The following is a 13,922-nucleotide window of genomic DNA, read 5'->3' on the forward strand; positions in this document are numbered from 1 at the left end:
TATCAGGTCGGAGACAAAAATGACAAATGAAGCAGCATCGCCAGCCACTGGCATTCTTGGCAACCGCTGGTTTCAACTTTTCCTCGGCATCTTGTGCATGGGTCTGGTGACCAATCTCCAGTATGGCTGGACATTGTTCGTCAAGCCGATGCATGAAACCATGAAGTGGAGCGAGGCTGGCATTCAGGTCGCATTCACCGTTTTCGTCCTGGTAGAAACCTGGCTGATTCCAATCGAAGGCTGGCTCGTCGACAGGTATGGTCCGCGCCCCGTCGCTGCGGCGGGCGGCCTGCTGATTGCCCTCGCATGGACCCTGAACGGCTTCGCTGCAACGCTGCCCGAACTCTACATCGGCTCGGCCATTGCAGGCGTTGGCGCCGGATGCGTATACGGCACCTGTGTTGGCAACGCGCTAAAGTGGTTTCCCGACCGCCGCGGCTTTGCCTCCGGCCTGACCGCCGCAGGTTATGGCGTGGGCGCCGCGCTCACCGTCATTCCGATAGCCAATTCCATCGCATCGAACGGGTACAAGGCTACGTTCATTCGTTTTGCCCTGATCCTGGGGTTTTCGGTGTTCGTCATTGCATTGTTCATGCGGCGTCCCCCGCACTCACTCGCATCCAGAAAACGTGCTGGCGTTGCCGGTGATATCGACCGCGAGTATAGTCCGGCACAAGTCGTTCGCACCCCGGTGTTCTGGTGTTTGTACGTCGTTTTGACCTTGGTTTGCGCTGGAGGCCTGCTCGCATCCGCACAAATTGCGCCCATCGCAAAGGACTTTGGCATCGCATCGAAGCCCATCCTCTTCATCGGCGCCACGCTGCCATTGCTCACACTGACGATGACGATCGATAACATCGTCAACGGGCTGACGCGGCCGCTATCTGGCCTGCTGTCCGACCACATCGGCCGGGAAAATACGATGCTGATCGTATTTATCGGTCAAGGAATTGCGTTGTCCGGCCTGGTACTGTTCGGACGCAACCCATACGCATTCCTGATTTTTGCACCAATGGTATTTTTGTGTTACGCGGAGCTCTATGCGATTTCGTCGGCAATGGCAGGCGATATTTTTGGTACCCGACACGTCACCGCCAATTCCGGGATGCTCTATACAACAAAAGGCATCGCAGCGCTTTTGGTCCCGCTCGGTAGCGTTATCACGGTAGCAACTGGCTCATGGAACACCGTATTTCTGGGATGCGGTGTCGCCAGTATCGCGATGGGTTTCGTAGCGAAGTTCGTGCTGGAACCCATGAGAATCCGGTTCGTCAACCACGGGGGCGAAAAACCGGCAGGTCAGTTGGCGCACGCGGCCCGGTGCAAGAGCGAGCCGACCGTATAGCGCCCCGCCCTCATCGCCATTGGGAATCGGGCACGAAGGACGTGCCCGATGCGGCGAAACTAAAGCGCGAGCCTCGGAATGCCGGCACGCCAGCTATCCCCCTTCAACCCCCTCCCTCTTCCCTGATCGTCAGGTTGTTCGAGACGCTCGACACGCCTTGCGTCTTGCGAGCGGCGTCGGCGGCTACGGGAATCTGTGACGCATCTGGTACGGTGCCTTCGAGACTGACCTTGCCGGAGCGTGCTATCACCCGGATATCCGAAACGTCTATTTTCGAGTGCGCCAGTTGTTTGCGGACGGCCGCCTCCAGACGGTGGTTCGCTTTGCGTACCATCGCGTGGGTTGGAGGTGGAGAAGTTGCGCCCTCCTGAGCAGTAGCGGTCGTTGCACCAAGACCCGACGAACATGCAATCAATAGTGCAATGGAAATGGCCTGGGTGGAAACGAGATTCGCGAGTTTCACGATTTGACTCCGATCTGGTCGAGGTAACCTGAATAGTGAATCGCCCATCGCCCTGCCTTGGCAATAGACGCCATTGGAAGAGCACGATGTGCCAGCCCCCACATCGATAATGCAGAGTCCGCGCTGCGTCTTCCATAACGGGTGAACGGGAAGTTTCTCGAATGCACGATGATTGGTCGAATTGCCGGCGGTGGAAACTGCGGGGCCGTCGATCGTATCGCCTTGCGCTCCGTCGATTTGCTGCGATCAAGGCGGCACTGCGAACGGTCGCGAAGGAATATCAGGGACGGACCGATCAGTGACCGCGCCGTTTACATCGCCGCAGCATTGCCAGATAATCGACAACGCTATTGATTATTTGTCAATGCCATGGCGAAAGCAATCCGAAAGATGTCTTCTCCTGCCGCAGATAGCTCCCCTGCAAGGCGGACCAAGCCGGACACGTCGATCATTCAATCCTTCGAGAAGGGGTTGCTGATATTCGAGTACGTGCTCGAAGCAGACCGGCCGCTCAAGCTGCACGAGGTCGCTGCGCATTTCGATATCGATAAAGCGTCGGCGTTTCGCTTTTTGAATACGCTTGAGCGCGCCGCGCTCGTCATCAAAGACCCTGTCCTCAAGACCTATGTTCCCGGGCCGAAGCTCGGTTCCTGGGCCCGTATGCTGCGCCCCGATACCTCGCTGGTGGATACGGCACGCCCGTTCCTGAAGAAGTTGTCTGTCATGACGAAGCAGACCTCGCATCTCGCAGTATTGCAAAACGATCGGGTCGTGCTAATCGAGGTCATGCCCGCCGACAATATCGTGTCGGTCAAACAATCCTCGGGGGACTGGGAGCCTTTATATTGCACGGCCGTAGGCAAGGCCATCATGGCGTTTCTGCCTGAAGGCGAACGCAATCGCCTTATCGACCAGATCACCTTCCGCGAGTTTACGCCCACGACGCTCACGACGCCGGAAATGCTCCGGGTTGAGCTCACTGAGGTCGAGAAAGAGAAACTGGCTTACGACGACGGAGAAACAAACAGCCAGCTTGGTTGCATCGCTGCGCCCATTTTCGACACGACGCGCTATCCCGTAGCTTCGATCGGGATCTCGATGATCTATCCGCTTTTCCCGGAAGGTCCCAAAGCGCAAACTGGCTTCATTTCCGCGGTCTCACAGATCGCTGAGGAGATCACGACTGCAATCACGCGGTCGTGATTCGCCATCTGAAGACGCTGGAAGAACCGATGACGATAATGGCCGCTTATGCGCTGCGCGACAGTTCAGTGTTTTGCCAGCACTTGGGCGTCGTACCCACGATACGCTTGAAAACTGTCGTGAAGTGCGCCTGCGATTGAAATCCGACACGCTGCGCGGCGTCCAGCAATGAGCACTTGCCATGACTGAGGATTTCCTTCGCACGCTCTATTCGCCTGCGCAAAACATAGTCGTGTGGACGAAAGCCGGTCGCCACACGAAATTGCGCGGCGAAATGCATACGCGTCAAGCCGGCGGCGTCCGCAAGGTCTTCAAGTCTGATTGAATCGGCAAGGTGGGCCTCGATGTAATCGGTCACCTGCATCAACCTCCATTTCGGCAAACCCACGAGCGTGAGCCGGGCGGGCGTCGCGCGCCGCTGAGCCTGCGGTTCGAGGAGCCTGCACAACAGCGCCATGCTGATGCTGTCGATGTACAGCTGACCATACGCCTTGAATGCTTTATCAGCAAACAGCATGGCGTTCGCCAGGCGCTCGATACACGGATCATGAACAATGTGAACCTGCCTTCTCAGCAGGTCCGGCGCATCGCGGCAATCGCCCAACTCATCGGCCAACGATTGAATCATCGTTTCAGGCACGAGGAAATGCAGTACGTCACAACCCGTGTGAAACACCGCTCGCGCACAATCGCCGGGAGAGGTGACCTGATACATGCCGGGCATCACACGGCCCTCGAATGTCGGCTTCCCCTCATAAAAGAAGGAAACTCGCATCGAGCGCAGACTTACGCCTACGACATAGCACTCCTCTATTGTGGCGCGCCCGGTATCGAACGCCTCCGCGTCCGGCAATGTCCACCGCGCAACCGCAATGCGATCGTTCGCGCTGCCGCTGCTGGCAGCGCATCCCGACACATTACGCCACGCCTTTTCATATTCGATGTGGGGCGCGAGACTATCAGATCGCGCGCGTGTCATGGTCGCAAGGCTTGAAGTTTGCATCGCTGGCTCCAGTCATCGTACTGTGTCTGCCCACCAGGGTGTAGTCACTTTGCCATACGCCTTTACTGACCTATTGAAAAAAATCACCGCTATTCATCTAAAGCCATCGCCCCACACGCCGAACTTTTAATACTAGATCAACGGCGGCACGGTCGAATCGACCTCCACCGCGACCAGCCACGGTTTGTCCTGCACCATCCCGAAGTGCAGCGCTTCAGCCAGTTCGGACGGCCTTTTGACGTATGCCGCCTCCAGACCATAGCCGGCAGCCAGAGAGACGAAATTCAGGCCTGGCAGGTCCAGGCCCGGCACGCCTGGCGTCTGCAACTGATCCGCGAACGATTTCAGAATGTTGTAGGCGTGATTGCACGCGACCACGAACAGGATCGGCAACTGGTGTTGCACCGCTGTCCAAAGCGACTGAATCACATAATTCGCCGAGCCGTCACCGACGATGCAGATCACCTTGCGATGGCTTCCTTTATCTCGTTCCGCCAGAGCAACGCCGACGGCAGCGGGCAAAGCGTACCCAAGGATGCCTCCCGTCATCGAGAAGAACGACCTCGAATAGCGTGTCGGCAAACGCTCGCGCAGCGCCTTCAACGACGACATCGACTCCTGGACAATAATGCTGTCCTCAGGTCTTGCCAGCTGAATGGCGTGGTAAAGATAGTCGGGCGTAATTTCTCTTTCCGCTTGCGGCTCCGCAAGCGGTTCACGCTTTGCCGGTCCCGTACGTATCGAGCGCCGCAGATGATCGGCCAGCACCGCGCACGCGCGAGCCGGATCGGCGAGGATGCTGTCCCCCACTGGAGCTCTTCCAGCCTCGGATGGATCGTCTGTGATATGAAACAGATGTGAGTCACGGGGAATATAGTCGCCCGGGACATAGGGATAGTAACGAAACACGGGAGCGCCGATTACGAGTATCTCGTCGTGCCCCTCGAAATGCGCGCATGCCGGGCCAATTGCGCCGGGCAGCTGCCCCTGATAAAGGGGGTGTGTCTCCGGGAACCCCGGCCGTCCTTCGAGCGGCGCAGCCCAGACGGGACAATTCAGCGTTTCGGCGAGCCGCACGACGTCGTCCCAGCCACCGCTCTGGTCCACTGCGCCACCGGTCACCATGACGGGAGAGCGGGCCTTCGACAACGCGTCGATGACCGGACCAAGATATTTCGGATCCGCCCCAAGGTGACGCCCGATGGTGCGAACTGCCGGAAGGTGCGAACACGGCTTATCCGCATCGTCCATCGGTATCGAGAGGAACACGGGACCGGCAGGCGGTTGCACGGCCATTGCGTAGGCACGCACGAGCGCACTCGGGACGTCTTCCGGACGGGTTGGCTCGTAAGCCCACTTGATATACGGCTCCGCGATTGCGTAGGGCTTGGTGTTGGTCAGATACGGCTCCATCAACAGCATTTCCCGCGTCTGCTGGCCCGCGGTAATGATGACCGGCGCACGGTTGTACCATGCACTTTCGATGTTGCCCAGCGCATTGCCCATCCCGGCGGCCGTGTGCAGGTTGACGAGCGCGGCTCTTCCCGTAGCCTGCGCATAGCCATCCGCCATGGCGACGGCAGGCGCCTCCTGAAGCGCCAGCACGTAACGAAAATCGGCGGGAAAGTTGCGCAGGAACGTTTCTTCAGTCGACCCGGGATTGCCGAATATCGTCGTCAACTTCAAGCGTCTTGCGACTTCGTAGAATGCTTCCTGTACGGTGCCCATGTCTTGCTCCAGTTCCACGAATGAGATGTCGTCAGTTCAGCCTGCCTGGGTGACGGAGGGCGCCGGCGACCCTGCGGGCGAAATGCTCACAAGACGCCGGTTCACGAACTCACCGAAGCCAATTTCGGAGAGCTCCCGCCCGTAGCCCGAGTTCTTGACGCCGCCAAAAGGCAAATTCGGCGCAGTCCACGTCGGGTGATTCACAAACGCCATCCCGCTTTCCAGCTGATCGGCAATCCGCCTCCCGCGCACGAGGTCCGCGGTAAAGACCGACCCGCCCAGGCCAAACGGCGTCGCGTTAGCGAGCTTGATCGCTTCTTCCTCGTTATCCACCACGTAGAAACATGCAACCGGCCCGAAGAGCTCTTGCGTATAGATGGGGTTGTGCGGGTCGATGTCGGTCAGCACGGTCGGCTCAACATAGAACCCCGGCCGATCAACGCGATGGCCACCCAGCGCGACGCGCGCGCCTGCTCCCTTCGCTTCCTCGATCTGTTCAAGCAGGTGATTCATCGCGCTCTCCGAGGACACCGGACCAAGACTCGTCGAAAGCTCGACGGGATCCCCCGCTTTCAGTGCGCCCATGCGCTTCACAAGGCCACTCAGGAAGGCCGCCCCTCGCTCCTTGCCAACCACGATGAAGCGTTTCGCAGCGACACAGCTCTGGCCTGTGTTGTTCATGCGCCCCCAGATCGCGTTGTCGAGTGTTGGCTCGAGCGGCGCATCCTCGAGCACGATGAACGGATCGCTTCCGCCCAGTTCCATCACGGACTTCTTCAGCGCACGGCCGGCGCGCTCGGCCACGGTCGCACCCGCCCGCTCGCTACCGGTAACCGTGACGCCTCGCACTCGCTGGTCGTCGATCACGCGGGCGACCTGATCGAAATTCGCAAAGACATTGCTGTAGAGGCCGGCTGGCACGTCGTCATCATCGAAGAGCCGCTCGAAAGCAAGCGCGCATTGCGGCACGTTGCTTGCGTGCTTGACGACCACCACATTTCCGACCATGAGCTGCGGCCCCGCTACGCGAGCGAGCTGATAGTAGGGAAAGTTCCAGGGCTCGACTGCAAATATCACACCGAGCGGCCGGGTCTCGACGACGCAACCACGCGCGTCTTCAAGCACCTCGGTTTTCAGGTAGTTCTCCGCATGCTGCGCGTAGTAGTCGAGAATGTCCGCCGAGAGCGCGACTTCGCCCCGCGCTTCGTTGATCAGCTTGCCCATCTCCAGCGTCACGTACTGCGCGTACTCTTCGGCGCGTTCGCGCAACCTCGCGGCGGCGCGCGACACGATGCGGGCGCGCTCCGACACCGGCCGGTGCCGCCAATCCGTCTCGTAGCACGTATGTGCCCGGGCGAGCGTCGCTTCCAGCTCCGCGTCCGATATGCCCGGAAAGGTCTTGATCAATTGGCCCGTAGCGGGACTGACGGTTTGATAAGCCATGTTTGCTCTCCAGAATTGAGATTGACCTTGCGGTGCTACCCGGCGCCGAACGCCGTTCAAACCGACTGCCGTTGACTTTGCTAGACAGTCACCTGATATCGATCAACCGCCCTCTCGTCCCATTCGATGCCAGTGCCTGGAACGTCTGGGGCGCAGACCTCCCCGCCGCGCGGCTCAAGCGGATTGGCCAGAATTGGATTCGCCCAGTCCACCCATTCGAGCCAATGCGCCGTGGGCGTAACACGCAGCAGATGAGCCGCGATTTCCGGATAAAGGTGGTTCGAAAACTGCACCCCGGCGGCGGCAGCGAGATGCGCGCAGCGCAGCCATCCGGTTACGCCGCCAATGCGCATGAGATCTGCCATCGCGTAGTGAACCGCCCCAGCCGAGAGAAACTCGAGCATGTCGCGCGAGCCATAGTAGTTCTCGCCCATTTGCAATGGTGTACGAACTTTTGAGGCAAGCTGCGCATACCCCCGAACGTTGTCATAGGCAATAGGCTCTTCGAACCAATACAGACCTGCTTCATCAAGCTCGTGGCACCTGCGGATCGCATCGCCTAGCCCCAGTGCCTGATTGAAGTCGACCATCAAGTCGATCTCGTTCCCAACGCCTTCGCGCACGGCCTGTATCGCAGCAAGATCGTCCTTGAGATGGACATTGCCGAGGCGCAGTTTCATGGCGGAAAATCCGCCCTCCTGCTGTAGTTGCCGTGCTTCGGCAGCGATCGTCGCAACCTCGTGACGCCAAAGTCCGTTACTGTTGTACGCGCGCACGGGCCCTGGCGACCCGCCGAGCAAGGTCGCCAGCGGCAAGCCCGCATTCCTCGCAAGCGCATCCCAGATCGCCATGTCGACAGCGGACATCGCGATCGTAGATACGCCTGTCACACCGACGACGTTCAGCGCTCTCATGGCTCGCTCAAAGACATCGAACGGACTGATGGTTTTTCCCTTAACGACGCTGCCAATATCACGGATTTCGGCGACAACGGCCGGCACGGCGGCCTCGCGATACGGCGCCACGTAACTCCTTCCGATCACGCCGGCCGAGGTTTCGATATCCAGGAGGATCAGCGGCCAGCTGTCGAAACGGCCAATGCCCGCAATGATCGGTCGACGCAGCGGGACAACCGCTGCCCGGACTCTGAAATCGACGAGCTTCATAGGTTCTTGCATGGAATCACTCCGTCATGTACGACACGTCACTTCCCGTCCCAGACATAGATTGAACGCTTGCCTCTAATGGCACTTTCTGGTTCGCACGATCCCTAGTCACATAAAACGGTAATCAGTCGTGTTTTATGCAAGGTTCAATTATTTCGTAATACTTATCATTTCTCTGAATGCGCCGCCTCTCAGACGAGATAAGCACTCAGGCGCGTGTTCAGAAGATCGCGCAACGCGTTGACCGTCGGCGAAAGCATCGTACGATGCGCACAGACGAGATGAAGAGGCGCGCCTTCCCCTTCATACTCCGTTAGCATGGCCTCCAGGTTGCCTGCGGTGAGATCCCCCTGAACGTCGAGGCGAGACTTGTACGCGACGCCTCGTCCCGCCAGCGCCCAGCGCCGAACGAGCTCCCCGTCGTCGCTGCTGCGGTTGCCGTGTACTTTCACAACGGTCGGCTCGCCATGCTTATAGAACGTCCAGCGATCGTGGGTCCTGTCACTCAGTGCGAACCTCAGGCAATTGTGCTGCTCCAGGTCCTGCGGCGCCGCGGGGCGGCCGTGCCGCGCGATATAGTCGGGAGACGCGCACAGTACACGCCGGTTCCCCGCCGCAAGCGGCAGCGCGACCAGCGATGAATCCTCAGGCACGCCGTAGCGGATCGCGACCGCGATTGGCGACCGATACATATCGGTCACGTGGTCGCCGAGCCGTATCTGCAACGTGACCTCGGGATGTTCCGCCTGGAATTCGTCAAGCCATCTCGACAGAACATTTCGGCCCAGATCCGACGGTACGGAAAGCGAAACAACTCCACCGATCATTTTCCGGCCGTGCGCAAGCGCCGTTGCACCGGCTTCCACTTGCTCGATCACGGTTCGAGCGTATTGCAGATACCGCTCGCCATCCGGCGTCAAACGCAGGCTGCGCGTGGACCTCGCAATCAGTTGCGTGCCCAGTTCGCCTTCAAGGCGCTTGAGCCCGACGCTCGCCATGGCAGGCGTGAGATCCAGATGTCTGGCGGCAGCCGTCAGGCTTCCGTTGTCTGCCGTGAGAATGAAGATAATCAGGTCTTCCAGTTTAACCATGGGGTGTCGCGTCTTGTTGCCAAGAGCGCCGCGTTACCTGCGCCTGTCACGCGCTTTTGAGCCAGATGTCGGCAGCTTCGAGGGGTGTCATCCCCTCGCGGCAAATCAGGTAGTCAAGCTGACTTACGGAGGCGTTGCCGAGCGTGAGCGAAGTCAAGGCCTCGATGAGATCGGGTGAAAATTGCCGGGTACACGCATGACGCGCAATGAGCGTCGCCTGATCTCGACCGCGAAGCAATCCTAATGGCTCATCCAGTTCGCGGATCCGATGACGCGCATGCAGAAACTGTGGAAGCCACAATGGCACGACAACCCAGGCCTTACGCTCGACGGCTTCTTCGAAACGGTGGTAGCAAGACTCTTCAGGGCCGGTTTCAAAATGGTACCCTTCAGCATCGAGCTGATATTCGCGCACGATCTCGACGGAAAATCGACTGATGCCGGCACCAGGATTAATGCCCTGAATCAGCTTCTCCATGCGTCGTGCCACGTCTGGGCGTTTCAGATCCTGGACTGTGGCCACTTCGCTTTCGGGGACGTAGTCCGGCACGCCCCAGATGCAATATGGCTCATACAGGACACCGAGCATGTGCGTGTCAGCGGCATAGGGCGCGAGGTAAGCACCGTGGCTCCCTGGGAGCCACGCGGAAACGAGCATGTCCACCGCGCGCGCACCGTAACTGCGAAACATGGCCTCATGCGGCTCGGCGGAGGTGACGACTTCGTGTCCCGCCCTTTCCAGCAACCGCTGGACGACGGCCGCGCTCGCGGCGTGAAAGCTAAGGTCGATATGACCGAGACGGACGAGGCTCATGGGCTCACCTGCTTTGAGGAAATGAATCGGCTAACGTGTGCGCATTCACAACTGAACCTTGTAAAGGTAGATAGGCATCGTCATGGTCGACTGCCCGTGATTGAGCACGGTTACGCCGTCGAGTTGCGCCGCGGGGAGGTAGATATATCCCTTTCCATCGAGAAACGGCGCATCGACCCAGCGCAACCGGCTATCACGCACCATGAGCGTCACTGAGCCATCGGGATTGCGCCGCTTCAATGCGTTCTCGTCGAGTTGTGTAAAGTAGAGCGTCCCGTCGCGAGCCATCGCGGTTCCACCTACTGCCGGCATATCGAACCATTTGACGACATGGCGCGCGAGTTGCGCATCGCTGAGCCGGGCGTTATCCAGGTAGCGTGTTTCGATGCGATACATCGGTCCGGTAAGCGGCGCGAAATAGAAGTACTTTCCGTCTGCGCTCAGTTCGAGGTCGTCGGCATTGACCTTCAGCGGTGTGCCGTCCCGCATCTTCAAGACCTTGGCGTTCACCACGATGCGTGCATCAGGAAGCGCCTTTGTAAAGGCCTCGCCGTCGAAGCGGCGACGAACGGATCCGTCATCGAGATCGAGAACCATGATCGCGCCGGCGCCGGCATCGGTCATATAGGCGTGTCGTCCATGGATCCGGATATCGTCGATATAGGTGTTGGCGCGCAATGCGTCGGCCTGGATTGGATAGACGCGTAGCACCTTGTCCGTGTTCGTGTCGATGTGCACGATCTTCGCACCGCCGGGTACAAGCGCACCGCCGAAAACAGGCGCGCCAGTATCGACAACCCAGATCGATCCGTCGGCTTCGTAATGGAGTGCATTGACGCTTACGAATGCGTGCGAGGGATCTGCGCCCGGGTGCCAGCTGTTCCACTCTGGCGACGGCCAGGGTGCGAGCGTGCCGTCTGGCTCCGCAATCGCAACTGCTGGTCCCTTGTTGTCGGCCCAGACAGGCGCACTCACGATGACTCGCCCCCGCGGATCGACCGCAATGGCATTCCACGGCATTTGTTTGTTGGACCTGACGGTCACCAATCGCTCCGCGTTGACGGCAGGCGCGCTTACGGCGGCGTCGTTCTGCGTCTGAGCCGATGCTCCCGCGAAGGATGCGAGACACACGAACGCGATTTCACAAACGGTTGCCCCAACGCGAAACATGAGCGCCCGCATAGTTCCTCCATACGGATACGTAAGAGCGAGTCTGATTGGTCAGCCGCGACGGAATCGGTTCACTTCCGGGCGGAGGCCGGCAGTGACGGTGTAATAGAACTATCAGCGGATTTCACATGTGCGTCTTGCATGAAATCAGCGCGGTTTTCACGTAATCCGCTTCTTGAACCTCGTGAGTCGAGTCGTGGCAAGGTGACGCCCAGGCACGGGTCGGGGTCACTTTCTACGGAATCTAAAAACAGAATATGCGCCACGCCCGTATGCAGGCACAGCGATAGTCGTCATGATGCCGCCATACCCGTGTCCGCCCCCTGCAAGCCATGAAAGTCGACTTCGCGAATGCCAGCCCCTCTGGAGCTCCACCTCAGCACAATCGCCCAACCCGAACGATGAGCGGCGCCGACGTGGTTATTGCCGCACTCAAGCTCGAGGCCGTCGACACCGTCTGGGGCTATCCGGGCGGAGCTGTTCTGCCCATCTATGACGCGCTCGAGCGCAACCCGGGAATCCGCCACATCCTTGTGCGGCACGAGCAAGGAGCCGTTCATGCCGCCGACGGATACGCGCGTGCGACAGGCAATCCCGGCGTGGCGCTCGTCACCTCCGGTCCGGGCGTCACCAACGCCATAACTGGAATCGCGACGGCGTATTTCGACTCAGTGCCCATGGTGGTGATCAGCGGCAACGTCCCCACCAGCGCGATTGGACAAGACGCATTTCAGGAATGCGACACGGTCGGCATTACGCGCCCGGTCGTCAAACATAATTTCCTGGTCCGTGATGTCAATGACCTCGCGATCACCTTGAAGAAGGCCTTCCACATTGCGCGCACGGGCAGACCGGGGCCGGTTGTCGTGGACATTCCCAAGGACGTCGCACTCGCCAGCTGCGAATTCGAGTATCCGCAGACCATTTCGCTTCGCTCCTACAAGCCGCACACGAAGGGGCACTATGCCCAGATCCGCAATGCGGCGCGTGTCATTGCCAGCGCCAGCCGTCCGTATATCTATACCGGCGGTGGCGTCATCGCTTCGGGTGCTTCGAGTCAACTCAGAGTTCTTGCGGATTTGATCGACGCGCCCGTAACCAACACCCTGATGGGGCTCGGCGGCTTCCCTGGAACGGACCGAAGGTTTGTCGGGATGCCGGGCATGCACGGAACATACGAAGCGAATATGGCCATGCAACATTGCGACGTGCTCGTCGCAATTGGCGCACGGTTCGACGACCGGGTTATCGGGCACACCGAAGATTTTGCCCGTCAGGAGCGCAAGATCATCCACATCGATATCGATCCCACCAGTATCGACAAGCGAGTCAAGGTCGATGTGCCTATCGTCGGTGATGTTCGCAGTGTTTTGACCGAACTCGTCGATGTCTTGAAGCACACAGACATCGACCGCTCGACGCGAGCGTCATGGTGGGCGACCGTCGACGGTTGGCGCGCCAAAAACTGTCTCGGCTACGAGAACAGCGACACCATCATCAAGCCTCAATTCGTGATTCAGAAGCTCTGGGAAGCGACTCAGGGCGACGCTTTTATCTGTTCCGATGTGGGCCAGCACCAGATGTGGACGGCGCAGCTTTTTCCGTTCGACGAGCCTCGCAGATGGATCAATTCAGGTGGCCTCGGCACGATGGGGGTGGGATTGCCGTTCGCAATGGGCGTGAAGCGCGCTTTTCCGGAAAGAGACGTGGTGACCATTACTGGAGATGGTTCAATTCAAATGTGCATTCAAGAGCTGTCAACCTGCAAGCAGTACAACCTCCCCGTCAAGATCGTTTCCCTCAACAACAGCTATCTTGGGATGGTCAAGCAGCTCCAGCACGTTCACTATGAAAGCCGCTACTCGCAGTCGTACATGGATGCTCTGCCGGATTTTGTCGCGCTCGCACGTGCGTATGGACACACGGGGTTTCGCATCGAGCATCCTGCCGACGTGGAGCCCGTTATCCGCGAAGCGTTATCGCTCAAGGATAAAACGGTTTTCATGGACTTCAAGACCGATCCTGCAGAGAACGTTTGGCCGATGGTTCCAAGCGGAGCGACCTTGACCGAGATGCGGATGGAGTGAAACGGGTCACGTCGATAGCAGCAGGCAAACCATATATTACGGAGTCCCGATCGCTGAACTGAGCCACGACGCCAGAACGGCGAGATCGCAAGGCTTCTGCAGCAGCGCCAGTCCACCCGCTGCGCGGATTCGCGCCTCGAGTTCCGGTGTGGCATGCGAAGTCACGAACACCGTGGGTGGGCAACGCTGTTGTGCACGCAGCGCGGCGTGCAAATCGATGCCCGAGATGCCGGGCATCTGCATATCCGTGATCAGAAACGCTGCCTGACCGGCGACCGCCGACGCCAAAAATGCCTGTGCGGAATCGAAGGTTTGCACCTGCCAGCCAAACGAGCGCAGAAAGCTGGACAAGGCGAGCCGGACAGCCTCATCGTCGTCAACAACGCATACGATCTTTCCAGTCTGCACG

At 59.2% G+C, this 13,922-nt stretch carries 12 protein-coding genes; 3 read left to right on the top strand and 9 right to left on the bottom strand.

All coding sequences use genetic code 11. The annotated features are described in order from the left end of the window. Positions 1-19 precede the first annotated feature (19 nt). On the top strand, positions 20-1,345 hold the full coding sequence (gene oxlT, locus EYW47_RS16225; RefSeq protein WP_133195861.1) for an oxalate/formate MFS antiporter: 1,326 nt from the start codon (positions 20-22) through the stop codon (positions 1,343-1,345). A gap of 103 nt (positions 1,346-1,448) precedes the next feature. Here oxlT and EYW47_RS16230 read toward each other — a convergent pair whose 3' ends face one another. After that, on the bottom strand, positions 1,449-1,808 hold the full coding sequence (locus EYW47_RS16230; RefSeq protein WP_165976587.1) for a BON domain-containing protein: 360 nt from the start codon (positions 1,806-1,808) through the stop codon (positions 1,449-1,451). A 390-nt stretch (positions 1,809-2,198) separates the two neighbouring features. Between EYW47_RS16230 and EYW47_RS16235 the strand changes: the two genes are divergently transcribed. Further along, the gene (locus EYW47_RS16235) at positions 2,199-3,011 is read left to right on the top strand and encodes an IclR family transcriptional regulator (RefSeq protein ID WP_240763739.1); all 813 of its coding nucleotides are present in this window, start codon (positions 2,199-2,201) and stop codon (positions 3,009-3,011) included. A 46-nt stretch (positions 3,012-3,057) separates the two neighbouring features. On the opposite strand, the gene EYW47_RS16240 is transcribed toward EYW47_RS16235, so the two are convergent. The 7 genes from EYW47_RS16240 to EYW47_RS16270 form a co-directional block, all read right to left on the bottom strand. Continuing rightward, a complete protein-coding gene (locus tag EYW47_RS16240) occupies positions 3,058-4,014 on the bottom strand; it encodes an AraC family transcriptional regulator (RefSeq protein WP_133195864.1) in 957 nt (318 codons plus the stop codon). Between the two features lie 132 nt (positions 4,015-4,146). Beyond that, on the bottom strand, positions 4,147-5,742 hold the full coding sequence (gene mdlC / locus EYW47_RS16245) for a benzoylformate decarboxylase (RefSeq protein WP_133195865.1): 1,596 nt from the start codon (positions 5,740-5,742) through the stop codon (positions 4,147-4,149). 36 nt (positions 5,743-5,778) lie between these two features. Beyond that, entirely contained in the window at positions 5,779-7,185 is a 1,407-nt protein-coding gene (locus EYW47_RS16250) for an NAD-dependent succinate-semialdehyde dehydrogenase (RefSeq protein ID WP_133195866.1), read from the bottom strand. 80 nt (positions 7,186-7,265) lie between these two features. Further along, on the bottom strand, positions 7,266-8,351 hold the full coding sequence (locus EYW47_RS16255; RefSeq protein WP_205710087.1) for an enolase C-terminal domain-like protein: 1,086 nt from the start codon (positions 8,349-8,351) through the stop codon (positions 7,266-7,268). 191 nt (positions 8,352-8,542) lie between these two features. Continuing rightward, positions 8,543-9,442: a LysR family transcriptional regulator gene (locus EYW47_RS16260; protein ID WP_133195868.1), complete on the bottom strand. Its 900-nt coding sequence runs from the start codon at positions 9,440-9,442 to the stop codon at positions 8,543-8,545. A gap of 46 nt (positions 9,443-9,488) precedes the next feature. After that, positions 9,489-10,256, bottom strand: a complete 768-nt coding sequence (locus EYW47_RS16265; RefSeq protein WP_133195869.1) for a glycine betaine ABC transporter substrate-binding protein — start codon at positions 10,254-10,256, stop codon at positions 9,489-9,491. 45 nt (positions 10,257-10,301) lie between these two features. Beyond that, positions 10,302-11,438 (bottom strand): L-dopachrome tautomerase-related protein, encoded by a 1,137-nt coding sequence (locus EYW47_RS16270; protein WP_240763741.1) that lies wholly within the window; start codon positions 11,436-11,438, stop codon positions 10,302-10,304. Between the two features lie 311 nt (positions 11,439-11,749). On the opposite strand from EYW47_RS16270, the gene ilvB reads away from it, so the two are divergent. After that, on the top strand, positions 11,750-13,513 hold the full coding sequence (ilvB, locus tag EYW47_RS16275) for a biosynthetic-type acetolactate synthase large subunit (protein WP_420819399.1): 1,764 nt from the start codon (positions 11,750-11,752) through the stop codon (positions 13,511-13,513). 36 nt (positions 13,514-13,549) lie between these two features. On the opposite strand, the gene EYW47_RS16280 is transcribed toward ilvB, so the two are convergent. Further along, positions 13,550-13,921 carry a response regulator transcription factor gene (locus EYW47_RS16280; protein ID WP_133195870.1) on the bottom strand — a complete coding sequence of 124 codons (372 nt, stop codon included), beginning with the start codon at positions 13,919-13,921 and terminating at the stop codon, positions 13,550-13,552. Between the last annotated feature and the right edge of the window lies 1 nt (position 13,922).

Source organism: Paraburkholderia silviterrae (genome assembly GCF_004353915.1).
In the GTDB taxonomy this organism is placed as follows: Bacteria; Pseudomonadota; Gammaproteobacteria; order Burkholderiales; family Burkholderiaceae; genus Paraburkholderia; species Paraburkholderia silviterrae.

What these genes read in the sequence shown, in the direction of transcription:
- oxlT (WP_133195861.1), top strand. Translation starts at nt 20, where the DNA reads ATGACAAATGAAGCAGCATCGCCAGCCACTGGCATTCTTGGCAACCGC.
- EYW47_RS16235 (WP_240763739.1), top strand. Translation starts at nt 2,199, where the DNA reads ATGTCTTCTCCTGCCGCAGATAGCTCCCCTGCAAGGCGGACCAAGCCG.
- EYW47_RS16240 (WP_133195864.1), bottom strand. Translation starts at nt 4,014, where the DNA reads ATGCAAACTTCAAGCCTTGCGACCATGACACGCGCGCGATCTGATAGT.
- mdlC (WP_133195865.1), bottom strand. Translation starts at nt 5,742, where the DNA reads ATGGGCACCGTACAGGAAGCATTCTACGAAGTCGCAAGACGCTTGAAG.
- EYW47_RS16250 (WP_133195866.1), bottom strand. Translation starts at nt 7,185, where the DNA reads ATGGCTTATCAAACCGTCAGTCCCGCTACGGGCCAATTGATCAAGACC.
- EYW47_RS16255 (WP_205710087.1), bottom strand. Translation starts at nt 8,351, where the DNA reads ATGAAGCTCGTCGATTTCAGAGTCCGGGCAGCGGTTGTCCCGCTGCGT.
- EYW47_RS16260 (WP_133195868.1), bottom strand. Translation starts at nt 9,442, where the DNA reads ATGGTTAAACTGGAAGACCTGATTATCTTCATTCTCACGGCAGACAAC.
- EYW47_RS16265 (WP_133195869.1), bottom strand. Translation starts at nt 10,256, where the DNA reads ATGAGCCTCGTCCGTCTCGGTCATATCGACCTTAGCTTTCACGCCGCG.
- EYW47_RS16270 (WP_240763741.1), bottom strand. Translation starts at nt 11,438, where the DNA reads ATGCGGGCGCTCATGTTTCGCGTTGGGGCAACCGTTTGTGAAATCGCG.